This is a genomic window from Mycolicibacterium fallax (assembly GCF_010726955.1).
GTDB lineage: Bacteria > Actinomycetota > Actinomycetes > Mycobacteriales > Mycobacteriaceae > Mycobacterium > Mycobacterium fallax.
Window position 1 is genome coordinate 1,239,681 of sequence record NZ_AP022603.1, and the last position, 24,454, is coordinate 1,264,134.

Here is a 24,454-nt window from a genome sequence, read left to right on the forward strand (position 1 = left end):
CCGAAGCTCAGCCCGGCGCTCCGGTCACAACTGCCGCTGGGTGAACTCGGGCTTCTCCTTGGCCAGGCCGGCCTTGCGCGCGGCGGCGTGGTTGCGGCCGCGCAGCAGCCGGATCTGCAGCGCCTGTTCGACCGGGAACGACAGCCGGGAGCCGTTGTACCAGGTCTGCTCGAACAGCGCCTTCGCCGCGGCGACCGCATCCGGGGATCGTTCCCGCACCGTCGCGATCAGCTCGTCGGCCGCCGCCTGCGGATCGTCGGAGACCCCGGAGACCAGGCCCCACTGCAGCGCCTGCGCGGCGTCGAAGGTTTCGCCGGTCATGGTCAGCCGCTTGGCGACGTCGATGGTGGTCAGCTCGGCGATGCTGGCCGACAGCGACATGTCCGGGATCAGGCCCCAGCGCGATTCCATGATGGAGAAGTCGGCGTCGGTGGCCGCGAACCGGAAGTCCGCGCCGAGCGCGATCTGGATGCCGCCGCCGTAGCAGTGCCCGGTCACCACCGCGATCACCGGGACCCCGACGCTGCGCCAGGCCCAGCCTGCGGCCTGAAAATTGTTCGCCGCGGTCTGCCGCTTGGGGATCAGGTTGCGCATGATGCGGCCGCGTTCCTTGCTCGCCGAGGCGAAATCCAGTCCGGAGCAGAAGGATTCGCCGACCCCGCGCAGGACCACGGCGCGCAGTGACCGATCCTTGGCGGCCCGATCGGCGGCCTTGGCCAGATGGTCGATCATGTCGAGGGTCAGCGCGTTGTGCTTCTCCGGCCGATTCAGCCGAACGTGCGCGACGTCGCCGATCACCTCGTAGTCAATGTTGGTCATCGCACCAGTGTTGGCCATCGCTCCGGTGTTCGCCACCGCACCGGTGTTCGCCACCGCACCGGTGTTCGCCAAACGCCGTCGCGGGGCTAGATGTGCTTCTTGCGGCGCAGCGGCGTGGGCGTGACGGTGCCCGGCGCGAGCCGCCGGGCCGACACCAGGAACGCGGTGTGCCCGCGCATGTTGTGTTGCGGGCGGACCGCCAGGCCGACGACATCCCAGCCGCGCTGCAGGGTCTCCCAGGACCGCGGCTCGGTCCAGCACTGCTGCTCGCGCAGCGCCTCCACCACCCGCGACAGCTGGGTCACCGTCGCCACGTAGACGATCAGCACCCCGCCGGGCACCAGCGCCTTGGCGACGAGGTCGAGTACCTCCCAGGGCGCCAGCATGTCCAGCACCACCCGGTCGGCCTGCGGTCCGTCGTAGTCGGCCAGGTCGGCGATCACCAGGTCCCAGTTGTCCGGGCGCTCGCCGAAGAAGGTGTCCACGTTGCGGGCGGCGTGCACGGCGTGGTCGTCGCGCACCTCATAGGAGATCACCCGGCCGGTGGGTCCGACCGCGCGCAGCAGCGAGCAGGTCAGCGCCCCGGAGCCGGCGCCGGCCTCCAGCACCGTCGCACCGGGGAAGATGTCGCCCTCGTGGACGATCTGGGCGGCGTCCTTGGGGTAGATGACCTGGGCGCCGCGCGGCATGGACAGCACGTAGTCGATCAGCAGCGGGCGCAGCACCAGAAACGGGTCACCGTTGGTGGAGTTCACCACCGACCCCTCCGGCAGCCCGATCACCGCGTCGTAGGCGACGGCGCCGCGGTGGGTGTGGAACTCCCCGCCGGGGGTGAGCACCATCGTGTAATGACGCCCCTTGGCGTCGGTCAGCTGTACCCGGTCGCCCACCTGGAACGGACCCGTTTTCTCGGACACAACCGATCAGCCTGCCATGCCGGGGCGCCGCCGCCACACGGTGGCGGTCCGCCCCGTAGATTGGCCTGTCAGAAAGCCAGCGAGGAGCCCGCGTTGACCGACTGCTACTACCACCGGCTCGATGCCGCCGCCGACGGCGCGGTGTTCGCCTCCACCGACCTCACCCGCAGCAACTGGGGACCGCAGATCCAGCACGGCTCGCCGCCGATGGCGTTGCTGACCAAGGCGATCGAGGACCAGCTGGCCGGTTCCGGGCTGCGGATCGGCCGACTGAGCCTGGACATCCTCGGCGCGGTGCCGGTGACCGAGATACTGGTGCGGACCTCGACGCCGCGGCCCGGCCGGCGCATCGCGCTGGTGGCCGCCGAGATGGCCCCGGTCGCCGACCCGGATCGGCCGGTGGCCCGGGTGACCGGGTGGGCGCTGGCCCCCTCCGACACCGTCGAGGCGGCCACCGATCGTCATCCCGCGCTGACCCAGGGCGATGCGCGACCCGCGCCGGACTACTGGTGGACCGACCCGGGCTATCTGAGCTCGGTGCAGTGCCGCTGGGACGACGAGCAGGCCGGCGCCCGGGTGGCGTGGATGCGGTCGACGGTGGGCCTGGTCGATGATGAGCCGACGACGGCGCTGCAGCGGCTGACCATGGTGGTGGACTCGGCCAACGGGATCGGCGCGGCGCTGCGGCCGGACCGGCACATGTTCATGAACACCGACACCGTGGTGCACCTGCACCGGCTGCCGGCCGGCGACGAGTTCGCGATGCGGGCCCGCGCCTCGATCGGCCCGGACGGCATCGGGGTGACCACCGCCGAGCTGTTCGACCACGACGGGTTCATCGGAACCTCGGCGCAGACGCTGCTGGTGCAGGCGCGGTAGTCCGGCAGGGCCCGCCAGTCCGGCAGCCCGGCAGGGCCCGGCAGTCCGGCAGGGCCCGGCAGTCCGGCAGCCCCGGCAGTCCTAGAGCACCGCGGTCAGCGCCGCGATGCCCAGGCCGGCGCCGATCGCGACCAGCCCCTCCACCGCGGCCACCACGAACTCCCGGCGGTGCGCCACCAGCCGGCAACGCACACTGTGGCTGACGGTGGTGGCCAGCGCCGCCCCGAGCAGGCCGGCGCCCAGCCCGCTCCAGGGATAACCCCAGGCGGTGCCGAGGGCGGCGCCGGCAAATGCGCCGGTGGCCAGCCGGGTGGCGTACAGCGTCGTGGTGGTGCGGTCCGGGATGCGGGCGAGCAGGTCACTGATCAACTCGACGGCGGCCAGCAGGGTCAGCAGCGCGACGGTGATGACCTGGCCGAGCCAGGACGCCCAGGTGTCGTCGAAGTTCAGCCAGTGCAGCGCCGCGGCCCAGGCCACCGCCGCCGGTGCCGTGAATGCCCGCAGACCAGCGACCATGCCGATCAGCAGAGCGAGCAGCAGCACCAGCGAATGCACCATGCCCGGACGTTAACACGCCGGAGCCCGCCGACCGCCGCGGTGGAAAGGGGTGGGCGGCCTGCGCCGAGGCCCCAGCCGTCCGGCGGGCTCAGAACCGGCAGAACCGGATGTCGGAGGCCAGAATCGCCTTGGCGCCGATGGCGGCCAGCTCGTCCATGGTCGAGTTGACGCTCTTGCGCGGCACCAGCGCGCGCACCGCGACCCAGTCCGGGTCGGCCAGCGGCGCGATCGTCGGTGACTCCAGGCCGGGGGTCACCGCGGTGGCCGCCGCCAGCACCGAGCGCGGGCAGTCGTAGTCCAGCATCAGGTACTGCTGACCGAACACCACACCCTGCACCCGGGCCGCCAGCTGGTCGCGGGCCGGGTCCGCCTCGATGCCGGCCCGTTCGATGAGCACCGCCTCCGAATCGCACAGCGACCCACCGAAGGCCACCAGATTGTGCAGCCGCAGCGTGCGGCCGGAACCCACCACGTCGGCGATCGCGTCGGCCACCCCCAGCTGGATGGAGATCTCCACCGCGCCGTCGAGGCGGATCACGGTGGCCTCGATGCCCCGGGCGGCCAGGTCGTTGCGCACCAGGTTCGGGTAGGCGGTGGCGATCCGCTGGCCGGCCAGGTCGGCCACCGTCCAGTCCCGGCCCACCGGCGCGGCGTAGCGGAAGGTCGAGGAGCCGAACCCCAGTGCCAGCCGCTCGTGCACCGGTGCGCAGGATTCGGCCGCCAGGTCGCGGCCGGTGATGCCGAAGTCCAGCTGCCCGGAGCCGACGTAGATCGCGATGTCCTTGGGCCGCAGGAAGAAGAACTCGACGTTGTTCGCCGGGTCCACCACCGTCAGATCCTTGGGGTCGGTGCGGCGCCGGTAACCGGCCTCGGACAGGATCTCGGCGGCCGATTCGCTCAGTGCGCCCTTGTTGGGCACCGCTACCCGCAACATGGTGTTCACAGCTTCCGGTAGACGTCGTCAAGGGTCAGGCCGCGGGCCAGCATCAGCACCTGCGTCCAATACAGCAGCTGGCTGATCTCGCCGGCGAGCTCGTCGTCGCTCTCATGCTCGGCGGCGATCCAGACCTCGCCGGCCTCCTCCAGGATCTTCTTGCCGACGGTGTGCACGCCGGCCTCCAGCGCCGCAACGGTGGCACTGCCCGCGGGGCGGTCTTTCGCCCGCTGCGCCAGCTCGGCGAACAGGTCCTCGAAGGTCTTCACGGGTACCGATTGTTTCATGTGCCGGTCGGCGTCCCGACGGCGCTCGACGGTCAGTCGGTCAGCAGCTCGGCGTGCATGTCCTCCAGTGACACGCCCTTGGTCTCGCGCACGTACCTCCAGACGAAGACAAACGACAGCGCCGCGCAGATCGCGTAGAAGCCGTAGGCGCCGCCGAGGAAGTCACGCAGGCCGGGGAAGGTGGTGGTGATGATGGCGTTGGCCACCCACTGCGCGGAGGCCGCCAGGCCCAGCGCCGCGGCCCGGATCCGGTTCGGGAACATCTCACCGAGCAGCACCCAGACCACCGGGCCCCAGGACATCCCGAACGCCACGACGAACAGGTTCGCCGCGACCAGCGCGACGATTCCGGTGGCCCCGGGCAGGCTGACGGACCCGTCCGCCGCGGTTTCGGCGAAGAACCCGAAGACGGCGGCCATCACGCCCAGCGACAGCGCCATGCCCGCCGACCCGATCAGCAGCAGCGGCCTGCGGCCGATCTTGTCGATCAGCGCGATCGCGATGAGCGTGGTGACGATGTTCACGATCGAGGTGATGACGGTGATGGTGAACGACGAACTCTCGTCGAAGCCCACCGCCTGCCACAGCACGTTGGAGTAGTAGAAGATCACGTTGATGCCGACGAACTGCTGGAACATCGACAGCCCGACGCCGACCCAGACAATGCCGTAGAGCCCGCCCGCCGGCTTGCGCAGGTCACGCCAGGTCGGCGGCCGGTCGGCGGCCAGCGACTCCTGGATCCGGCTGATGGTCAGCTCCAGGTTCTTCTCCCCCAGCAGCATGGTGAGCACCGTGCGCGCCTCCGGGATCCGGAACTTGGCCACCAGATAGCGGGGCGACTCGGGAATCGTGTAGGACAGCCCGCCGTAGACGATCGCCGGCACCGCCATCATCAGGAACATCCATCGCCAGGCCTCCAGGCCCAGCCACAACTCCTCGCCGGATCCGCCGGCCAGGTGCGCCAGTGCGGCGTCGATGGCCAGCGAGATGAAGATGCCGCTGACGATCGCCAGTTGCTGCAGCGAGCCGAGCCGGCCGCGGATGTGCGGCGGTGAGGTCTCGGCGATGTAGGCCGGTGCGATCACCGAGGCCACCCCGACGCCCAGTCCCCCGACGACCCGGAACAGGCCGAACACCCAGACGTCGTGGGACAGCCCGGTGCCAAAGGCGCTGAGCAGGAACAGCAGCGCGGCGATCTTCATCACCGACAGCCGGCCGATCCGGTCGGCCAGCCGGCCGGCGACCATCGCACCGGCGGCCGCGCCGAGCAGCGCGGCCGCCACCGCGATGCCGACCGCAAGGTTGCCGATCTCGAACTTCCTCTGCACGGCGTCGACGGCACCGTTGATCACCGCGCTGTCGTAGCCGAACAGCAGGCCGCCGAGCGCGGCAACCGCGGCGATCCGCACCACCCGCCCCGAACCGGGCTCGGCCGCACCGTAGTCGGCGTACTCCTCGCTACCTACCGGACCGTGGGACATCACCGGTGCCTTTCGCCGCGCTGCCTGACCCGTCTCAGGGTAGTGAGTCCGCGCGCGCCGGTAGGGGTTATTGCGCGCCCGGCGCCCCGCGGCTTTCACAGCCCGGCGTGGATGTCGCGCAGGTCGGCGACGGTCAGGCCGAGCAACGATTCGGTGAAGGCCCGCCGCGGCGCCGGCGGCACCCGCACCGCGTTGGGGATCACCAGCACCGCGCAGCCGGCCAGCTGCGCCGACGTCGACCCGGTGACCGAGTCCTCGACGGCCAGGCAGTCGCCCGGGGCCACCCCCAGCAGTTCGGCGGCGCGCAGGTAGGGGTCGGGCGCCGGCTTGCCGCGGGGCACCTCGTCACCACACACCGTCACCGAAAAGTATTGCCGACCAATGCTGTTGAGCGCCTTCTCGGCGAGATCGCGCTGGGTGTTGGTGACCAGCGCGGTCGGTACCCGCGCCGCGGTCAGCTCCGCCAGGATGGCCTCGGCACCCGGGCACCACGGCAGGCCGGCCTCAAACAGTTCACCGACGTAGCCGTGCACCCAGTCGGCGGTGCGGGCCATCTCGGTGGCGTCGGGATCCAGGCCGAGGTCGGCGTAGAGGATCTGCATCAGCGAGTCGCTGGACCCGCCGACGGTGGACTCGCGGACCTGCGCGGTGAGCACCCGGTCGTGTTGCCGGTAGAGCTCCTCGACCGCCAGGTCCCACAGCTTTTCGGAGTCCACCAGGGTGCCGTCCATGTCCCAGAGCACCGCGCGCAGGCCCACCCTCAGTCCTCCGGGTTGTAGCCGAGGCTGGAGCTCAGCCAGCGCTCGGCCTCGGCCAGGGTCCAGCCCTTGCGCTTGGCGTAGTCGGCGACCTGGTCCTGGGCCATCCGGCCGACGACGAAGTACTGCGACTGCGGGTGCGCGAAGTACCAGCCGCTCACCGCGGCACCGGGCCACATCGCCATCGAGTCGGTCAGCTCGATGCCGGTGCGCTCCTGCACGTCCATCAGCGCCCAGATGGTGGTCTTCTCGGTGTGTTCGGGGCAGGCCGGATAGCCCGGGGCCGGCCGGATTCCGACGTAGCGCTCGCCGATCAGCGCGTCGTTGTCGAGCTGCTCGTCGGGCTGATTCGCCCAGAACTCGGTGCGGACCCGCTGGTGCATCCGCTCGGCGAACGCCTCGGCGAGCCGGTCGGCCAGCGATTCCAGCAGGATCGCGCTGTAGTCGTCCAGCGCCTCCTTGAACTCCATGATCTTGGCGGTGCTGCCCAGGCCCGCGGTGACCGCGAAGGCCCCGACGTAGTCGGCCAGCCCGGTGTCCTTGGGCGCGATGTAGTCACCGAGCGAGCGGTTCGGGATGCCCTCGCGGTGCTCGCCCTGCTGGCGCAGGTTGTGCAGCGTGGTGCGCACCTCGGTGCGGGTGTCGTCGGTGTAGACCTCGATGTCGTCGCCGACGGCGTTGGCCGGGAAGAAGCCGATCACCCCGTTGGCGGTCAGCCACTTCTCCCGGATCAGGGTGTCCAGCATGTCCTGGGCCTCGTCGTACAGCTTGCGGGCGGTCTCGCCGGTCGCCGGGTTGTTGAGGATGTCGGGGAACCGACCCTTCATCTCCCAGGCGTTGAAAAACGGCTGCCAGTCGATGTATTCGCGCAGCTCGGCCAGGTCGTAGTCGAGGAACTCCCACACCCCGGTGCCGATGGCCGGCGCCGGCGGGGTGTAGCCGTCCCAGTCGATCGGGGTCCGGTTGGCCCGCGCCTTCTCCAGGGTCAGCATCGGCCGCTCGTTCTTCTGCGCGTGCCGTTCCCGCAGCGCCGCATAGTCTTTCGCGGTCTCCTCCAGCAGCGCCGGGCGCTGCCGGTCATCGAGCAGCGCGGCGGCCACCGGCACCGAGCGGGAGGCGTCCTTGACCCAGACCACCGGGCCGGCCCGGCGCGGCGCGATCTTCACCGCGGTGTGCGCGCGCGAGGTGGTCGCCCCGCCGATCAGCAGCGGGATCTCCAGGCCCTCGCGCTCCATTTCGGCGGCGAAGTTGACCATCTCGTCCAGCGACGGGGTGATCAGGCCGGACAGTCCGATGATGTCGGCGTCGTGTTCGGCAGCGGCGGCCAGGATCTTGGCGGCCGGCACCATCACCCCGAGGTCGATCACGGTGTAGTTGTTGCACTGCAGGACCACCCCGACAATGTTCTTGCCGATGTCGTGGACGTCGCCCTTGACCGTCGCCATCACGATGGTGCCGTTGCTGCGGTCGACGTCGCCGGGTTGCTTCTCGGCCTCGATGTAGGGCAGCAGGTAGGCGACGGCCTTCTTCATCACCCGCGCGGACTTGACCACCTGGGGCAGGAACATCTTGCCCGCCCCGAACAGGTCGCCGACGACGTTCATGCCGTCCATCAGCGGGCCTTCGATCACCTCGATCGGGCGCCCGCCCGCCGCGGCGATCTCCGCGCGCAGCTGCTCGGTGTCCGCGTCGACGTGCGCGTCGATGCCCTTGACCAGGGCGTGGGTGATTCGCTCGCGGACCGGCAGGTCGCGCCACTGGGCGGCGGCCGGGTCTTCCGAGGCCTGGCCCTTGCTGTTGAACCGTTCGGCGATCTCCAGCAGCCGTTCGGCCGCATCCGCGCGCCGGTTGAGCACCACGTCCTCGATGCGGTCCCGCAGTTCCGGGTCGATCGAGTCGTACGGGACCAGCGCGCCGGCGTTCACGATGCCCATGTCCAGGCCGGCCTTGATGGCGTGGAACAGGAACACCGCGTGGATCGCCTCGCGGACCGGGTTGTTGCCGCGGAACGAGAACGACACGTTCGAGATGCCGCCGGAGATGTGCACGCCCGGCAGGTTCTCCTTGATCCAGGCGCAGGCCTGGATGAAGTCCAGGCCGTAGTTGGCGTGTTCCTCGATGCCGGTGGCCAGCGCGAAGCAGTTCGGGTCGAAGATGATGTCCTCGGCCGGGAAGCCGACCTGCTCGGTGAGCACCCGGTAGGCGCGACCGCAGATGTCCTTGCGGCGCTGCAGATTATCGGCCTGGCCCTGCTCGTCGAAGGCCATCACGACGACGGCGGCACCGTACTTGCGGCACAGCCGGGCCTCCCGGATGAACTTCTCCTCGCCCTCCTTCATGGAGATCGAGTTGACGATCGGCTTGCCCTGCACGTTCTTCAGGCCGGTCTCCAGGACCTCCCACTTGGAGGAGTCGATCATCACCGGGACCCGGCTGATGTCCGGCTCGCCGGCGATCAGCTTGGTGAACCGGTCCATCGCGGCGACGCCGTCGATCATCCCCTCGTCCATGTTGATGTCGATGACCTGGGCGCCGACCTCGACCTGCTGCAGCGCGACCGACAGCGCGGTGTCGTAGTCGGCGGCCTTGATCAGGTTGCGGAACCGGGCCGAGCCGGTGATGTTGGTGCGCTCACCGATGTTCACGAACAGCGAGTCGTCGGTGATGTTGAGCGGCTCCAGACCGGCCAGCCGGGTGGCGACCGGGATCTGCGGCACCTGCCGCGGTGCCTTGCCCTCGACGACCGCGGCGATCGCGGCGATGTGCGCCGGCGCGGTCCCGCAGCAGCCGCCGACCAGGTTGACCAGCCCCTCGTCGGCGAACTCCGCGAGGTAGCCGGCCTGATGTTCCGGGGACTCGTCGTACTCACCGAAGGCGTTGGGCAGCCCGGCATTCGGGTAGCAGGACACGAAGGTGTCCGCGATGCGCGCCACCTCGGCGATGTAGGGCCGCATCTCCGGTGCGCCCAGCGCGCAGTTCAGGCCCACCGCAATGGGTTTGGCGTGCCGGATCGAGTTCCAGAACGCCTCGGTGACCTGCCCGGACAGCGTGCGCCCGGACGCGTCGGTGATGGTGCCGGAGATGATCACCGGCCAGCGCCTGCCGCGCTGCTCGAACAGTGTCTCCACGGCGAACACCGCCGCCTTGGCGTTCAGCGTGTCGAAGATCGTCTCGACGATGAGCAGGTCGGCGCCGCCGTCGACCAGACCGGCCGCGGCGTCCAGGTAGGCGGCGACCAGTTGGTCGTAGGACACGTTGCGGGCCGCGGGGTCGTTGACGTCCGGGGAGATCGAGGCGGTGCGGGTGGTGGGCCCCAGCGCACCGGCGACGTAGCGCGGCTTGTCGGCGGTGCTGATCTCGTCGCAGGCCGCGCGGGCCAGCGCGGCACCGGCATAGTTGAGTTCGTAGCTCAGCTCCGCCATGCCGTAGTCCGACAGGGAGATCGCGTTCGCGTTGAAGGTGTTGGTCTCCAGGATGTCCGCGCCGGCCTGCAGGTACTCGCGGTGGATCTCGGCGATGATGTGCGGCTGGGTCAGGGTGAGCAGATCGTTGTTGCCGATCAGATCGCTGGGCCAGTCGGAGAACCGCTCGCCCCGGTAGCCGGCCTCGTCGGGCCGGTCCCGCTGGATCGCCGTGCCCATCGCGCCGTCGATCACCAGGATCCGCCGGCGCAGCGCCGCGGTCAGCTCCTCGGTGCAGTCCGGTCGGACGTTGGGCACCAAGGGGTTCGGCTCGGTGGCGTTCGGCCCGGTGGTGTTCGGTCCGGTGGCGTCCGGCTCAGCGGCGTCCGGCTCAGCGGCGTTCGAATCAGCGGCGTTCGAATCAACGACGTTCACGTGCTTCCTCCCTGACGGAAGGCGTCCTTGACTCTGCCGAGCGTGGCGGATACCGCGATCCGTTGCAACGCCTCTCGACCGATCGAGTCTACGTGGCCGCCCGATCCGGCCGTCCGCCCGGCCGTGAGCTGGAACTTCGCGTCGTTGCGCACCACCGTGGGGCGCAGATCGTAGGCTGGACGGGTGCCCCAGACGGACCTCGGCGACCTGCCCGAACTCCACGACACCGTCGTCGTGGTGGCCTTTGAGGGCTGGAACGACGCCGGCGATGCCGCCACCGATGCCGTCGAACACCTGGACACCCTCTGGAGTGCCCGGCCGCTGGTCGACATCGACGACGAGTCGTTCTACGACTACCAGGTGAACCGGCCGGTGATCCGCCAGATCGACGGGGTGACCAGGGAAATCCTGTGGCCCTCGATGCGGGTGTCGCACTGCCGTCCGCCGGGCACCGAGCGCGACGTCGTGCTGATGAGCGGCGTGGAACCGAACATGCGCTGGCGGACCTTCTGCGCCCAGCTGCTCGACATCGTCAACGCCGTCCACGCCGACACCGTCGTCATTCTCGGCGCGCTGCTGGCCGACACCCCGCACACCCGCCCGGTCCCGGTGTCCGGCGCCGCGTATTCGCCGGAGTCGGCCAAGCACTTCGGGCTGGAGGAGACCCGCTACGAGGGCCCGACCGGCATCACCGGGGTGTTCCAGGACGCCTGCGTGGCGGCGGGCATCCCGGCGGTCACGTTCTGGGCGGCGGTCCCGCACTACGTCTCGCAGGCGCCGAGCCCGAAGGCGACGGTGGCCCTGCTGCGCCGGCTGGAGGAGGTGCTCGACGTCGAGGTGCCGCTCGGTGAACTGCCCGCCCAGGCCGAGGAATGGGAACAGATGGTCACCGAGATGACCTCCGAGGACGACGAGATCGCCGAGTACGTCGCGTCGTTGGAGGAACGCGGTGACGCCGAGGTGGACCTCGGCGAGCAGCTCGGCAAGATCGACGGGGACGCGCTGGCCGCGGAGTTCGAGCGCTACCTGCGGCGCCGACGGCGCTGAGCCGGCAACGGGAACCAGCGCGGTCCGGGATTCAGCGCGGCCCGGGAATCAGCGCGGCCCGCGGAACCGGGCCTGGTAGTCCTCGAAGTCCCAGCCGGACAGGAACTGCCGGGCGGCGCCGTAGCCGTCGTCGTACAGGGCGGCCTTGCCGTGTTCGGACACGTCGAACTCCAGCACCCCGACATCGGAGGTGTCCACCGCGATGGTCCGCGCGGCCACCCACGGCAGGCTGAGCTTGGTCTGATCGTTGCCGACCAGGATGGTGGTGACCACCTTCTCCATCAGGGTCGGCGGGCGCACCCGGTGCAGCAGCCGCAGCGCCGGGAAGATCTCTTCGTTGTGGTCGGGCAGGCTGGGCATCAGGGTCACCCCGAAGGTCGGCCAGCGCGGCGGTTCGCGGTCGGGCCGGTCGAAGGTGTAGATCGGGTAGTTGGCCAGCAGGCCACCGTCGACGAGGGTGGACTCGCCGCCGTCGGGCCTGGTCAGGGTGGCCGGCTGGAAGAAGAACGGGATCGCGGTGGAGGCCCGTACCGCGTCGGCCACCGACTGCTCGTCGGGATCCAGGCCGTAGACCGAGGAATAGTCCCAGGGCAGCCGGACCAGCCGGCCCAGGCTGACGTCGGCGACGTTGACGACCAGCCGGTAGCGCTGTTCGGGCGGCAGGTGCGGGTCGTCCAGGGCCAGGTCGGCGAAGGTACGCACCCCGTAGGCGGCGAGCTGCTCCTCGATCCAGGCGTGCAGCGCGTCGCCGCGGTAGATGCCCTCCCCGGACAGCACCCCCCAGGCCGGGCCGAGCAGCGGGATCCGCTCCAGCGGCGCCTGGTCCAGGAAGGACGCGTAGTCCACGCTGAGCGCCAGCTGCTCGAGCTGGTGCACGGCCAGTTCGTCGGCGGCGGCCGCGGCCGCGAGCACCGCGCCGACCAGCGCCCCGGCCGAGGTGCCGGAGATCCGGTGCGGGGAATATCCGGCGTCCAGCAGCGCCGCCACCGACCCGACCAGGGCAATGCCCTTGACTCCCCCTCCGGAGAGCACCAGGTCGACGGGCTTGGTCTCGGACATCGTGGTCAGGCTATCCGGATGCCGAGCAGGGCGTCGACGGCGGTGGCCAGCGCGGCTGGCGCGGCGGCGTCGTGGCCGCCGTACTCCAGCGCGTCGGTGACCCAGCCGTCGACGGCGGCCAGCGCCATCGGGGTGTTCAGGTCGTCGGCCAGGTAGCGGCGCAGCCGGGCCAGCAGGTCGGCGGTGTCGGGGCCGGCCGGCAGCGCGGCGGCCGAGCGCCAGCGGGCCAGTCGCTGCTGCGCGGTCGCCAGCACCTCATCGCTCCAGTGCCGGTCCTGGCGGTAGTGCCCGGCGAACAGTCCCAGCCGGATCGCCCCCGGGTCGACGCCGTCGGCACGCAGCCGCGAGACCAGCACCAGGTTGCCGCGGCTCTTGCTCATCTTGTGGCCGTCCCAGCCGATCATCCCGGCGTGCACGTAGTGCCGGGCGAACCGGCGGGCGGCGGTGACGCATTCGCCGTGCGCGGCGGAGAACTCGTGATGCGGGAACACCAGGTCGGCGCCGCCGCCCTGAATGTCGAAGCCGACGCCGAGGCGATTCAGCGCGATCGCCGAGCATTCGATGTGCCAGCCGGGCCGGCCCGGGCCGAACGGTGCGTCCCAGCTGGGCTCGCCGTCGCGGGCGGCCCGCCACAGCAGCGCATCGAGCGGATCGGCCTTGCCGGGGCGGTCCGGGTCGCCGCCGCGTTCGCCGAACAGCTCCAACATGGCGGCGCGGTCCAGGCCGGATTCGTAGCCGAACTGGGCGGTCGCGCCGACCCGGTAGTACACGTCGGGGTGCTGCGGATCGTCGACGACGTAGGCCGCACCGTCGGCGACCAGCTTCTCCACCATTTCAACGACCTCGCCGATGGTCTCGGTGGCGGTGACGAAGTCGCGCGGCGGCAGGGCCCGCAGCGCGGCCATGTCGTCGCGGAACAGCTGGATCTCACGGTCGCCGAGCGTGCGCCAGTCGATGCCGTCGCGCGCGGCCCGCTCAAACAGCGGATCGTCGATGTCGGTGACGTTCTGCACGTAGTGCACCCGGTGCCCGCCGTCCAGCAGCACCCGGTGGATCAGATCGAAGCTCAGGTAGGTGGCGGCGTGCCCGAGATGGGTGGCGTCATACGGGGTGATTCCGCAGACGTACATGGTCGCCGTCGGGCCCGGCGCCACCGGCCGGACCTGCCGGTCGGCGCTGTCGTAGAGCCGCAACTGCGCTCCCCGCCCGGGCAGCACCGGAACGTCGACACCAGACCACGCCTGCATCCTTCGACTCTATGCGGTCACCGCCGCGGCACCGGCGGCCGGGCGCGTCAGCGCGGCTTGGCTCCGATGGCGGCCAGCAGCGGCTCGGCGAGTTCCGGGCGGCACATCAGCAGGTCAGGCAGGTACGGGTCGGGCCGGTTGTAGAGCATCGGGGAGCCGTCCAGGCGGGAGGCGTGCAGGCCGGCGGCCAGCACCACCCCGGCCGGGGCCGCCGAGTCCCACTCCCACTGCCCGCCGGCGTGCACGTAGGCGTCGACGTCGCCGCGGACCACCGCCATCGCCTTGGCGCCGGCCGAACCGATCCGCACCAGCTCGACGTCCATCCGCTCGGCGATCCGGAACAGCACCGCCGGGGGCCGATTGGAGGACGCGGTGATCCGGATCGGCCCGTCACCGCGCGCGGGACCCGCGACGACGGTGTCGGTGCGGTAGACCTCGTCGTAGGCGGGCAGCGCGACCGCGGCGTCGGTGATCCGGCCGTCCGGGCCGCCGACCCGCTGCCACAGCGCGATGTGCACGGCCCAATCACGGTGCCCGGGCAGCGAGTACTGCCGGGTGCCGTCGACCGGATCGACGATCCACACCCGATCTCGGCCAAGCCGGACCAGGTCGTCGGGGGCTTCCTCGGACAGCACCGCGTCCTCGGGACGTTCGTCGCGCAGCCGGGCCAGGATCCGGGCGTTGGCCCGGGCGTCGCCGGCGTCGCCGAGATCCCAGGTGTAGTCGAAGCCCATCTCCTCGCGGACCGCCAGCAGCAGCCGGCCCGCGTCGACGGCCAGGTCCGCGGCCAGGTCGGCGTCGCTGCGATCCTCGGGCCCGGTGCTCACCCTCCCAGTATTGTGGGTGGTCCGATACACCGATGAATGGAGGGTCCGGTGGCTTCGATCCGAGCCGCGGCGGGAGCCGCGGGACTGTTGACCGCGGCGGTGCTGCTGAGCGGCTGCCAGCCGGCCGCCGCGACCCCGAATCTGGCGGGCAGTTCCTGGGAGTTGGTGCAGATCCAGTCGATGGACGACGCGCAGGGTGTGACCACGATTCCCGATCCGAGCGCGTTCACCGTGACGTTCGGCCCCGACGGGCGGGCCGGCTTCCAGCTCGACTGCAACCGCGGCAACGGCAGCTATACCGCCGCCCCGGCCGACGACGGGCAGTCCGGGTCGCTGAGCTTCGGGCCGATCGGCGTGACGATGATGCTCTGCCCGCAGCCGTCGCTGGATTCCCGGGTGTCCACCGAGTTGGAGCGGGTCACCGGCTACCTGTTCGCCGACGGGCAGCTGCACCTGTCCACGAAGCTGGACTCCAGCGTGCTGACCTGGCGCCCGGCGCCCTAGCTTTCCCGCTGGCGCGGCACCCGCTCAGAACGCCGGCCAGGGTATTGGCCGCGCCCGCTGGTCCGGGCCGGGCAGCGCCGGGTCGGCCAGCAGCCCGCGGGCCCGGTCGCCGAGCGCGGCGAGCTCGGCGTCGGTGAGGTGCTCGGCGAGTTCCGCGCCGAATTCGCCGTCCAGCGCGGCGAGCAATTTCGTTATGTCGCAGAGTGTTTCGCCGCCGATCGGCTGGCCGGCCCAGCCCCACAGCACGGTGCGCAACTTGTCCTGGGCGTGCAGGCACAGGCCATGGTCCACGCCGTACACTCGGCCGTCGGTCCCGGCCAGCACGTGACCGCCCTTGCGGTCGGCGTTGTTGACCAGCACGTCGAACACCGCCAGTCGGCGCAGCCGCCGGTCGTCGGCGTGCACCAGCGCGACCTCGTTGCCGTCGTAATCCTGGGCGCGCAGCACCGGCAGGTAGCCGTCCGGCACCGCATCGACGGGGCAGATGTCGACGAGATCCGGTGCGACCTCGGCGTCCTCCGGCGGCTGCGGGGACCCGGCCAGGCCGTCGCCGGGCTGGTTGACCCAGCGCTGCACCATGCCGGGACCGGCCGGGCCGTCCCGGATCACCGTGTCGGGCACCAGGTTCCAGCCCAGCCGGTCAGAGATCAGGAACGACGCCCGCTCCCGGCCGGCCAGGGTGCCGTCGGGAAAGTCCCACAGCGGCTGCTCCCCCGCGATCGGTTTGTACACGCAGTGCAGCACCGCACCGCCGGCCCCGCCGCCACCGGCCCCGCCGCCGTCTGGCCCGTCGCCGAGTCGCGCCTCGCACAGGAACGTCGCGTTGCTGGCCGATCGGATCCGGCCGAGTATCGTCAGCGCGCCGTGACGCAGGATCCGCGCGGCCTCAGCCGGACTGGTCATCGCCGGGACCGAACGCCTCGCGGCGGTAGCCGTTGCTGCGCACGCAGATGTGCCCCTCGGCGTCCAGCGGCTCCTGGCACAGCGGGCACGGCGGCCGGCCCGCCGAGATCACCCGGTTGGACCGGGTGGCGAATTCCCGGGCCGACTCCGGGGACAGGAACACCCGCACCGCGTCGGGGCCCTCGTCGGTGTCCTCCAACACCACCGAGGCGTCGAACTCGGTGTCGCTGACCGCGAGCAACTCCACCACCACCGATTTGGCCTCGGCGTCCCAGCCCAGCCCCATGGTGCCGACCCGAAACTCCGCATCGACGGGGGTGATCAGCGGCGACAGGTCGCCCAGGTCGCTGATTTCCGGGGGCAGCGGGGTGCCGAACCGGCGGTTGATCTCGACCAGCAGCGCGGCGATCCGCTCGGCGAGCACTGCCACCTGCTGTTTCTCCAGCATCACCGACACCACCCGGCTCTCCCGCACCACCTGCAGGTAGAAGGTGCGGTCGCCGGGCTCCCCGACGGTCCCGGCGACGAACCGGTCGGGGCTGCGGAAGACGTGAATTGCGCGGGCCATGGCCTCTCCAAAGTACCGGTAGGCCCCGGTCAGTCGGTCGAGCCGCCGACCGGGGCGTCCCCGGCGGCCGGTCCGGGCGTCTCGGCGGTCTTGCCCAGCACCGCGGCGAGTTCGGCGCCGGTGTGGTTGACGTGCAGGACGAAGGGCCGGGCCGGGGTGTACCGGATGACGCTCATCGAGGCGGGGTCGGCGACGATCCGCTGAAAGCTGTCCAGGTGCGCGCCGAGCGCGTCGGCCAGCACCGATTTGATGACGTCGCCGTGCGTGCAGGCGATCCACAGCACGTCGTGCCCGGCGGCCTCGGCCAGCCTGCCGTCATGCTCACGGACCGCGGCGACCGCGCGGCTCTGCACGGCGGCCAGCCCCTCGCCGTCGGGAAACACCGCGGCGCTGGGCTGCTGCTGGACGACCCGCCACAGCGGCTCGGTGGCCAGTTCGGCCAGCGACCGGCCCGTCCAGGCCCCGTAGTCGACCTCGACCAGCCGGTCGTCGAGCACCGGGTCCAGGCCCAGCTGCGCCGACAGCGGTTCCAGGGTGGCCCCGCAGCGCCGCAGCGGCGAACGCACCAGCGCCGCGATCGGCAGCCCGGCCACCCGGTCGATCAGGTCGCGGGCCTGCGCTCGGCCGCGGTCGTCGAGGTCCACCCCCGGGGTGCGCCCGGCCAGCGTGTGCGCGGTGTTGGCGACCGAACGACCGTGTCGCAGCAGGATGACCGTCATGTCGCCGCCAGCACCCCGGTGCCCAGCAGCACCAGCACCACGGTCCCGAGCAGGATCCGGTAGCCGACGAACCAGTACATGCTGTGGTTGCTGACAAAGCGCAGCAGCCAGGAGATCGCCGCGTACCCGATGACGAAGGTGAGCAGCACCGAGACCAGCAGCTGCGGGCCCGTCGCGCTCATCCCCTCGGTCACCGGCCGCCAGGCGTTGGGCAGTTCGTGCAGGCCCGAGGCGAACACCGCGGGAATCCCCAGCAGGAAGCCGAACCGGGCGGCCAGCGCGCGGTCCATGCCGAGGAACAGCCCGGCGCTGATCGTCGCCCCCGACCGGGACACCCCCGGCACCAGCGCCAGGCACTGGGCCAGGCCGACCAGCAGGCCGTCGCGCGCGGTGAGGTCCTCAACGCGGCGGGTCTGCCGGCCCAGATATTCCGCGGCGGCGATCACCAGGGAGAACCCGATCATCGCGCTCGCGACGATCCACAGGTTGCGCACGTCGCCACGGATGAGCTGCTGGAACGCCACCCCGATGATGACGATCGGGACGCTGCCGATGATGACGTACCAGCCCAGCCGGTAGTCGGGGTCGCTGCGTCGCGCCGGGTTCCGCAAGCCGGCGAACCAGGCCCGCACGATCCGGACGATGTCCTTGGCGAAGTACGCCAGCACGGCCAGTTCGGTGCCGAGCTGGGACACCGCGGTGAACGACGCCCCGGCGTCGGCGGAGAAGAACAGCCGGGAGGTGATGGCCAGGTGCCCGGACGAGGAGACCGGCAGAAACTCGGTGAGGCCCTGCACGACGGACAGCACGATCATCTGCGTCCACGACATCGCCGCCACGGCTGTATCCACGCCGACGACCGTACCGCTCGATTCCACCGGCGTCGCAGCACCGGCGCCGGAGCCGCTTCGGACGCTCGGCCGCCGGGCATCGGGGCCCGGCGGCATAGACTCGACCGGACCCGTCACCGACCCGGAGAACGCCGTGCCCTTTTACGCCGCCCGCACCGCCCGGCTGGCCGTTGCCGGCCTGACCGCGCTGGCATTGCTCACCGGTTGTTCGGGCAACGAGCCGCTGGCCACCCCGCGGACCATCGAGCCGGGCCGGGCCGCCGATTCCCCGGCGACCGTCGTCACCCCGGCCGGCCAGATCCGCCCCATGCAGGGCACCGCGCAGTCGGCGATCTTCGATCCGGGTACCCGCTCGCTGGTGGTGCTGGCCGGCGGCCCGACGCCGGCGTTGCGGCTGTTCGGCGAGCAGCCCGCGGCGCGCACCGTCGCGCTGCCCGGCGGCGACGCGTCGGTGACCGCGCTGGCCGGCGACGGACCCGGCCGGGCCCTGCTGGCCGCCCGCGGCGGCTATTTCACCGTCGACCTGACGGCCGGCTCGGCGACCCGGGTGGACGTCCAGGGTCGGCCGGACGCCGAATTCACCGCCATCGTGCGGCGCGCCGACGGCGCACTGGTGCTCGGCGCGGCCGACGGCACGGTGGTCGTGCTCGACGGCCCCTCGGCCGTCGCGCACTCCTCGAAGATCTTCGCCCGGGTCGACATGCTGGCGGTGCACGACGACACCGTGCTGGTGCTCGATCGCGGGCAGACCCTGGTGACCGAGCTCAAGTCCGACGGCGGTCAGGACCAGGCGCTGCGGGCCGGGGAGGGCGCCACCATGATGGTCGCCGACCCGGTCGGCCGGGTCCTGGTGACCGACAGCCGCGGCAACGAACTGCTCGCGTTCGGGGTCGACCCGCTGATCATGCGGCAGCGCTACCCGGTGCACAGCGTGCCCTACGGGCTGGCCGGCTCGGCCACCCTGACCTGGGTCTCCACCACCGCCAACAACCAGATCGTGGGCTATGACCTGTCCACCGGCATCCCGGTGGAGAAGGTGCGCCATCCCAGCGTGCGGCAACCGGATCTGCTGGCCTACGACGACGGCACCGACACCCTGTATGCGGTGTCCACCCGCGGTGACGGGGTGCAGGTGATCCCGAACGCGTCGGGCCGCCAGTGAGCTCGGCGTACCGGGGGCGGCTGCCCGCGGCCTGGGCAGCCGAGCTGTCCGAGGACTACGAGTGGATACCGCTGCGGCTGCCCGCGGACGTGACCCGGCTGACCGCGTCCACCCGACTGTCGATCGAGGCGCAGTACCGCGGCTGGGAACTGACCCGGGTGCGCCTCTACAGCGACGGATCTGGCCGAGTCCTGTTGCGTCGCAAGAAAACCCGAAACCCGTTGGCCGATCAGGTGGTGGGACCCTAGATGTATGAGTTGCTGCGCTCGGCGATGTTCCGGGTGCCCCCGGAGCGCATCCACACGATGGTGTTCGCGGCGCTGCGGGCGGCCACCGCACCCGCCCCGGTGCGCGCCCGGCTCACCGCCCGGCTGGCCCCCACCGACCCGATCCTGGCCAGCACCGTCTTCGGGGTGCGGTTCCCCGGCCCGCTGGGTCTGGCCGCCGGCTTCGACAAGGACGGCCACGGACTGAACGCCTGGGGCGCCCTCGGATTCGGCTACGCCGAGGTCGGCACCGTGACCGCGGCCGCCCAACCCGGCAATCCGTCGCCCCGGTTGTTCCGGCTGCCGGCCGATCGGGCGCTGCTCAACCGGATGGGCTTCAACAACGACGGCGCCGCCGCGCTGGCCACCCGGCTGGCCGGCCACCACCCGGATGTGCCGATCGGGGTGAACATCGGCAAGACCAAGCTCACCGCGCCGGAACACGCGGTCGAGGACTACCGGGCCAGCGCCCGGCTGCTGGGCCCGCTGGCGTCCTATCTGGTGGTCAACGTCAGCTCCCCGAACACCCCGGGGCTGCGCGACCTGCAGGCGGTGGAGTCACTGCGCCCGATCCTGGCCGGGGTGCTGGCCGAGGTCGCCGCCGCGGGCACCCCGGTGCTGGTGAAGATCGCCCCGGATCTGTCCGATGAGGACGTCGACGCGGTGGCCGACCTGGCCGTCGAGCTGGGGCTGGCGGGCATCGTCGCCACCAACACCACCATCTCGCGGGACGGTTTGCGCACCCCGGGCGCCGCCGAACTGGGGGCCGGCGGGATTTCCGGCCCGCCGGTGGCCCGCCGGTCACTGGAGGTGCTGCGCCGGCTGCACGCCCGGGTCGGCGGCCGGTTGACCCTGGTCAGCGTCGGCGGCATCGAAACCGCCGATCAGGCCTGGGAACGCATCACCGCCGGCGCGGCGCTGCTGCAGGGCTACACCGGCTTCATCTACGGCGGCGGCCTGTACGCCAAGCGGATCCAGGACGGCATCGCCGAACGCCTGCGTGCGGGGGGTTTCGCCGCGCTGAGCGAGGCGGTCGGGTCGGCCGCACCCTGACCCTCGCGGCCCCGCCGCGGCCCTCGCGGCCTCGCCGCGGCCCCCGGCGCGGCCGTCTGTGGCGGCCCGATCCGCGGCCCGCAAGGCCGCGGTTTCGTTCCCGTCGAAAACAGGTAGTGACTACGCATGCCACCCGACCGATGGCTACGTAATCTTCTTTTCAAGGCACAGCGGACGGTTTGTTGAGGGGCAGGACGGCCGGGTCGCAGAGCTGGGGGGCGCGTAAGCCGCGTCCGTCCGCCGTCCGGTGTGCCCCAACGTGGACCGGGCGATACCGACGAGGGGTCGCCCGGTCCACGTTGGGTTTTCCCCACCTCAGCTGCGGGTATTGCCAAAATCCCGGAGCTTTGTCGGTGCCGCGCGGTTAACTTATTTCCGGCAGTTTGGGGATTGGCCAGGGGGTCGGGATGAGCTTTCACATCGGCGAAGTTCCCGCGAACACCGACGTGCTGGTGATCGGATCCGGGTTCGGCGGTTCGGTCGTCGCGGCCGAACTCGCGGCCGCGGGTACCCGGGTGACGGTGGTCGAACGCGGCAACCACTACCCGCCGGGCAGCTTCCCCCGCGGACCGGCCGGGTTCGCCACGAATTTCTGGGACCCGAAGGCCGGTCTGCACGGAATGTTCGACGTGTGGAGCTTCCGCGGGCTGGAGACCGTGGTGGCCGCCGGGCTGGGCGGCGGTTCGCTGATCTACGCCAACGTGATGCTGCGCAAGCCCGACGCCTGGTTCCGCAACCAGCCCCATCCGTACCGGCCCGGGGTCAGCGAAACCTGGTCGTTCACCCGCGCCGACCTCGATCCGCACTACGACGCCGTCCAGGCCGTCCTCGACGTCCAGGAACTGCCCACCGGGCCGGAGCCGCTGGATCCGGCCTTTCGGCTGCCCAAGACCGCCGCCTTCCGCCGCGTCGACGGGGCCCGCGCCGCGCCGCTGGCCGTCCAGTTCCGCGCCGGCCCCGACCGGCCCGCGATCGGCGCCCCGGTGCCCGATCCCGGCTACCCCAACCTGTTCGGCCAGCCCCGCCGCACCTGCCGGATGTGCGGGGAGTGCGACGTCGGCTGCAATGAGGGCGCCAAGAACAGCATGGACCACACCTACCTGTCCATGGCCGCCGCGCGCGGCGCGGTGCTGCACACCCGCACCGAGGTCACCGGCATCGCCCCCACCGACGGGGGATTCGAGGTGGCGCTGCGGGTGTATCCGGCGCCGCCGGCGGATCCGGCCGAACCCAGCCCCCCGCCGTCGGAGCACGTCATCACCGCCAGGCAGGTGGTGCTCGCCGCAGGCACCCTGGGCAGCACCTACCTGATGCTGCGCAACCGCGCCGCCCTGGGCCTGCACAACCCGGTGCTGGGATCCCGGTTCTGTGGAAACGGTGACCTGCTCGGTTTCATCCTCGGCACCACCGCGTCGCTGACCGGCTGGCGGGGGCCGGTGATCACCTCCTACCTCGGGTTCCCCGACGACACCGAGACCGGCGATCCCACCGACTTCGGCATGTACCTGCAGGACGCCGGATACCCGGAGTTCGCGGCCTGGCTGACCGACACCGCGGCCTCGCTGCGGCGGTTGCCGAAGATGGCGAAGGTGATTGTCGGCGAGGCGCTCGGGCGCCGGTTTCACCGCTCGGACACCTCGCTGTCGGCCGAGCTCAGCGAATTCCTCGGCCGGCCCACGGTGACCTCGCACGGCCTGCCGGTGCTGGGCATGGGCCTGGACGTCGCCGACGGCACCCTGTACCTGGACCGCGCCCGGCCGGCGATGATGAACAACACCTGGTCCACCCGATCCTCCGCGGAATACTTCGACATCCTGGTGGATCGGATGCGCCGGCTCGCCGAACAGCTCGGCGGCCGGCTGACGCTGAACCCCACCTACCGGTTCCGCCGGGTGATCAGCGTGCATCCGCTCGGTGGTTGCCCAGCCGACACCGACCGGTCAGCGGGGGTGGTCGACGGGTTCGGCCGGGTCCGCGGTGTCCCCGGCCTGCGGATCTGCGACGGATCGGTGTTCCCGGGCCCGGTCGGCGCCAACCCGTCGATGACGATCGCCGCGTTCGCCCGGCGCGCCGCCCGGCAGCTGATCGAGCACGGCGATCCGGCCGACTGGCCACCGGTGGTGCAGCCGTGAGCGTCGCCTTCACCGAGACCATGCGCGGGTTCTACGCACCCGGCGCACCGGGCTACGACACCGGCGATCTGCTCGGGCGCGCGGACGGCTTTCGGCTGGCGTTCCGGTTGACGATCAGCGCCCCCAACGTCGCCGCGGTCATCGCCGACCCGAACCACCAGATGGCCGCCACCGGCACGATCCTGGTCAAGGAATTCGGGCCCACCCCGCGTCCGGTCGCCGACGGCGGCACCTTCGGGCTGTTCGCGCCGGCCCGGCGCGGCCGCTACACCATGCGCTACCGGCTGCCGTTCCACACCATGACCGGCACCGCCATGACGCTGCTGGGTCACAAGGACGTCGGCGACGACCACGGCCCCGACCTGTGGCCGGACACCACCACGCTCTACACCCGGCTGCTGCGCGGCCACGTCGACTGGCCGCAGGACGAGGCCGGGCGGACCGATGAGTACGGCCGCGGCATTCTGCGGCTGACCGCACCGATGTTCGCCCGGCAGCTGACCACGCTGCGCGGCGAGTCTGCCGAGCTGGCCCGCTTCGGGGTGTTCTTCGGCCGCCAGCTGTTCGCCGCGTACCGCGGCCCGTACCGGCGGTATTCGGTGTGACCGTCGCCGCGCCCGTCACCGACACCGTCGATTTCGTCGCCGGGGACGGAATGCCGTTGAACCTCAAGCGGGTTCGCGGACCGAAGCCCGCCCGCAAGGGGCCGGTGCTGCTGATCCCGGGCGCCGGTGTCCGCGCGGCACTGTTCCGGCCGCCCGAGCCGGTGACCGTCGTCGACGCGCTGCTCGACGACGGCTGGGACGTCTGGCTGGAGAACTGGCGGGCCAGCATCGACGTGCCGCGCAACGAATGGAACCTGGACCAGGCCGCCTTCTATGACCACCCGCGCGCGGTGCGCAAGATCCGGGAGCTCACCGGCGCCGACACCGTCAAGGCGGTGGTGCACTGCCAGGGATCGAGCAGCTTCATGCTGGCGGTGACCGCGGGCCTGCTGCCCGAGGTGGACAACATCGTCGCAAACTCGATGTCGCTGCACCCGGTGGTGCCGCCGTGGTCACGGTTCAAACTGAGCTGGTTGGTGCCGGTGGTCGCCCCGCTGCTGCGTTACCTCGACACCCGCTGGGAAGAGCCCGGCCATCCCTCGCCGAACCTGGTGGCCCGGGCGCTGGTCGCCGTCGTGCACGCGTCGCACCACGAATGCGAGAACAGCTCGTGCCGGATGATCAGCTTCACCTACGGCTCCGGCCGGCCCGGGCTGTGGTCCCACGAGAACCTCTCCGAGGCCACCCACGACTGGCTGCGCAACGAGTTCGCCGACGTGCCGATGAGCTTCTTTCGCCAGATGGCGCGTTCGGTGCGGGCCGGCCGGCTGGTGCCGACCGGGCAGTTCGCCGTGCTGCCCCCGGATCTGCTTGACCACCCGCCCCGCACCGATGCCCGGATCGCGCTGCTGACCGGCGACGAGAATCGCTGTTTCCTGCCGCTCAGTCAGCACGCCACCCTCGCCTACCTGCGGCGCCACCGCCCGGCCGGGCAACAGTCGGTGCAGGTGCTCCCGGGCTACGGCCACCTCGATATGTTCCTGGGCCGCTACGCCGCCCGCGATGTGTTCGGCTACATCCTCGAGCAGCTCAACGCCTGAGC

The 24,454-nt window shown here is 71.3% G+C and carries 24 protein-coding genes; 9 read left to right on the forward strand and 15 right to left on the reverse strand.

The features are described 5' to 3' along the window. Positions 1-24 precede the first annotated feature (24 nt). Together G6N10_RS05870 and G6N10_RS05875 are read right to left on the reverse strand one after the other, a co-directional pair. Positions 25-819 (reverse strand): crotonase/enoyl-CoA hydratase family protein, encoded by a 795-nt coding sequence (locus G6N10_RS05870; protein ID WP_085099534.1) that lies wholly within the window; start codon positions 817-819, stop codon positions 25-27. 86 nt (positions 820-905) lie between these two features. Beyond that, positions 906-1,736, reverse strand: a complete 831-nt coding sequence (locus G6N10_RS05875) for a tRNA (adenine-N1)-methyltransferase (protein ID WP_234810647.1) — start codon at positions 1,734-1,736, stop codon at positions 906-908. A gap of 93 nt (positions 1,737-1,829) precedes the next feature. Here G6N10_RS05875 and G6N10_RS05880 point away from each other — a divergent pair, with 93 nt between their 5' ends. After that, positions 1,830-2,615 carry a thioesterase family protein gene (locus tag G6N10_RS05880; protein WP_085099377.1) on the forward strand — a complete coding sequence of 262 codons (786 nt, stop codon included), beginning with the start codon at positions 1,830-1,832 and terminating at the stop codon, positions 2,613-2,615. A gap of 81 nt (positions 2,616-2,696) precedes the next feature. Here G6N10_RS05880 and G6N10_RS05885 read toward each other — a convergent pair whose 3' ends face one another. The 6 genes from G6N10_RS05885 to metH form a co-directional block, all read right to left on the reverse strand. Next, entirely contained in the window at positions 2,697-3,173 is a 477-nt protein-coding gene (locus G6N10_RS05885; RefSeq protein WP_085099374.1) for a DUF4126 domain-containing protein, read from the reverse strand. Positions 3,174-3,261: 88 nt separating this feature from the next. Beyond that, on the reverse strand, positions 3,262-4,107 hold the full coding sequence (gene hisG / locus G6N10_RS05890) for an ATP phosphoribosyltransferase (protein WP_085099531.1): 846 nt from the start codon (positions 4,105-4,107) through the stop codon (positions 3,262-3,264). 5 nt (positions 4,108-4,112) lie between these two features. After that, entirely contained in the window at positions 4,113-4,394 is a 282-nt protein-coding gene (locus G6N10_RS05895) for a phosphoribosyl-ATP diphosphatase (protein WP_085099371.1), read from the reverse strand. Positions 4,395-4,426: 32 nt separating this feature from the next. Next, entirely contained in the window at positions 4,427-5,875 is a 1,449-nt protein-coding gene (locus G6N10_RS05900; protein WP_085099368.1) for a sugar porter family MFS transporter, read from the reverse strand. Between the two features lie 95 nt (positions 5,876-5,970). Next, positions 5,971-6,627, reverse strand: coding sequence for an HAD family hydrolase (locus G6N10_RS05905; RefSeq protein WP_085099528.1), 657 nt, complete (start codon positions 6,625-6,627; stop codon positions 5,971-5,973). An 8-nt stretch (positions 6,628-6,635) separates the two neighbouring features. Then, positions 6,636-10,355: a methionine synthase gene (gene metH, locus G6N10_RS05910; RefSeq protein ID WP_085099525.1), complete on the reverse strand. Its 3,720-nt coding sequence runs from the start codon at positions 10,353-10,355 to the stop codon at positions 6,636-6,638. 297 nt (positions 10,356-10,652) lie between these two features. Between metH and G6N10_RS05915 the strand changes: the two genes are divergently transcribed. Then, on the forward strand, positions 10,653-11,516 hold the full coding sequence (locus G6N10_RS05915) for a PAC2 family protein (RefSeq protein ID WP_085099365.1): 864 nt from the start codon (positions 10,653-10,655) through the stop codon (positions 11,514-11,516). A gap of 48 nt (positions 11,517-11,564) precedes the next feature. Here G6N10_RS05915 and G6N10_RS05920 read toward each other — a convergent pair whose 3' ends face one another. The 3 genes from G6N10_RS05920 to G6N10_RS05930 are packed head-to-tail and all read right to left on the reverse strand — an operon-like array spanning position 11,565 to position 14,649. After that, positions 11,565-12,575: a patatin-like phospholipase family protein gene (locus tag G6N10_RS05920; RefSeq protein ID WP_085099362.1), complete on the reverse strand. Its 1,011-nt coding sequence runs from the start codon at positions 12,573-12,575 to the stop codon at positions 11,565-11,567. Positions 12,576-12,580: 5 nt separating this feature from the next. Then, entirely contained in the window at positions 12,581-13,822 is a 1,242-nt protein-coding gene (gene mshC / locus G6N10_RS05925) for a cysteine--1-D-myo-inosityl 2-amino-2-deoxy-alpha-D-glucopyranoside ligase (RefSeq protein ID WP_085099359.1), read from the reverse strand. A 47-nt stretch (positions 13,823-13,869) separates the two neighbouring features. Then, entirely contained in the window at positions 13,870-14,649 is a 780-nt protein-coding gene (locus tag G6N10_RS05930) for a 3'(2'),5'-bisphosphate nucleotidase CysQ (RefSeq protein ID WP_234810646.1), read from the reverse strand. Between the two features lie 48 nt (positions 14,650-14,697). Here G6N10_RS05930 and G6N10_RS05935 point away from each other — a divergent pair, with 48 nt between their 5' ends. Continuing rightward, positions 14,698-15,153 carry an META domain-containing protein gene (locus tag G6N10_RS05935; protein WP_163742250.1) on the forward strand — a complete coding sequence of 152 codons (456 nt, stop codon included), beginning with the start codon at positions 14,698-14,700 and terminating at the stop codon, positions 15,151-15,153. A gap of 24 nt (positions 15,154-15,177) precedes the next feature. On the opposite strand, the gene G6N10_RS05940 is transcribed toward G6N10_RS05935, so the two are convergent. From G6N10_RS05940 to G6N10_RS05955, 4 genes are read right to left on the reverse strand one after another with little or no spacing between them, the layout of a single operon-like run. Next, positions 15,178-16,056, reverse strand: coding sequence for an Rv2133c family protein (locus G6N10_RS05940; protein WP_085099353.1), 879 nt, complete (start codon positions 16,054-16,056; stop codon positions 15,178-15,180). Beyond that, entirely contained in the window at positions 16,040-16,624 is a 585-nt protein-coding gene (locus G6N10_RS05945; RefSeq protein WP_085099351.1) for an Rv2134c family protein, read from the reverse strand. The genes G6N10_RS05940 and G6N10_RS05945 overlap by 17 nt, the downstream gene beginning before the upstream one ends. A 29-nt stretch (positions 16,625-16,653) precedes the next feature. Further along, positions 16,654-17,343 carry a histidine phosphatase family protein gene (locus G6N10_RS05950; RefSeq protein ID WP_085099348.1) on the reverse strand — a complete coding sequence of 230 codons (690 nt, stop codon included), beginning with the start codon at positions 17,341-17,343 and terminating at the stop codon, positions 16,654-16,656. After that, positions 17,340-18,173, reverse strand: coding sequence for an undecaprenyl-diphosphate phosphatase (locus G6N10_RS05955; RefSeq protein WP_085099518.1), 834 nt, complete (start codon positions 18,171-18,173; stop codon positions 17,340-17,342). Before G6N10_RS05955 ends, G6N10_RS05950 begins: the two co-directional genes overlap by 4 nt. 154 nt (positions 18,174-18,327) lie before the next feature. Between G6N10_RS05955 and G6N10_RS05960 the strand changes: the two genes are divergently transcribed. The 6 genes from G6N10_RS05960 to G6N10_RS05985 all read left to right on the forward strand — a co-directional run bounded on the left by G6N10_RS05960 (position 18,328) and on the right by G6N10_RS05985 (position 24,452). Next, on the forward strand, positions 18,328-19,356 hold the full coding sequence (locus G6N10_RS05960; RefSeq protein ID WP_179962819.1) for a YncE family protein: 1,029 nt from the start codon (positions 18,328-18,330) through the stop codon (positions 19,354-19,356). Beyond that, positions 19,353-19,604: a DUF5703 family protein gene (locus G6N10_RS05965; protein WP_085099345.1), complete on the forward strand. Its 252-nt coding sequence runs from the start codon at positions 19,353-19,355 to the stop codon at positions 19,602-19,604. Before G6N10_RS05960 ends, G6N10_RS05965 begins: the two co-directional genes overlap by 4 nt. Continuing rightward, positions 19,605-20,675: a quinone-dependent dihydroorotate dehydrogenase gene (locus G6N10_RS05970; protein ID WP_085099343.1), complete on the forward strand. Its 1,071-nt coding sequence runs from the start codon at positions 19,605-19,607 to the stop codon at positions 20,673-20,675. A gap of 407 nt (positions 20,676-21,082) precedes the next feature. After that, the gene (locus G6N10_RS05975; RefSeq protein WP_085099340.1) at positions 21,083-22,807 is read left to right on the forward strand and encodes a GMC oxidoreductase; all 1,725 of its coding nucleotides are present in this window, start codon (positions 21,083-21,085) and stop codon (positions 22,805-22,807) included. Then, entirely contained in the window at positions 22,804-23,412 is a 609-nt protein-coding gene (locus G6N10_RS05980) for a hypothetical protein (RefSeq protein ID WP_085099337.1), read from the forward strand. Before G6N10_RS05975 ends, G6N10_RS05980 begins: the two co-directional genes overlap by 4 nt. Then, positions 23,409-24,452: an alpha/beta hydrolase family protein gene (locus tag G6N10_RS05985; RefSeq protein ID WP_085099334.1), complete on the forward strand. Its 1,044-nt coding sequence runs from the start codon at positions 23,409-23,411 to the stop codon at positions 24,450-24,452. Before G6N10_RS05980 ends, G6N10_RS05985 begins: the two co-directional genes overlap by 4 nt. Positions 24,453-24,454: the final 2 nt, after the last annotated feature.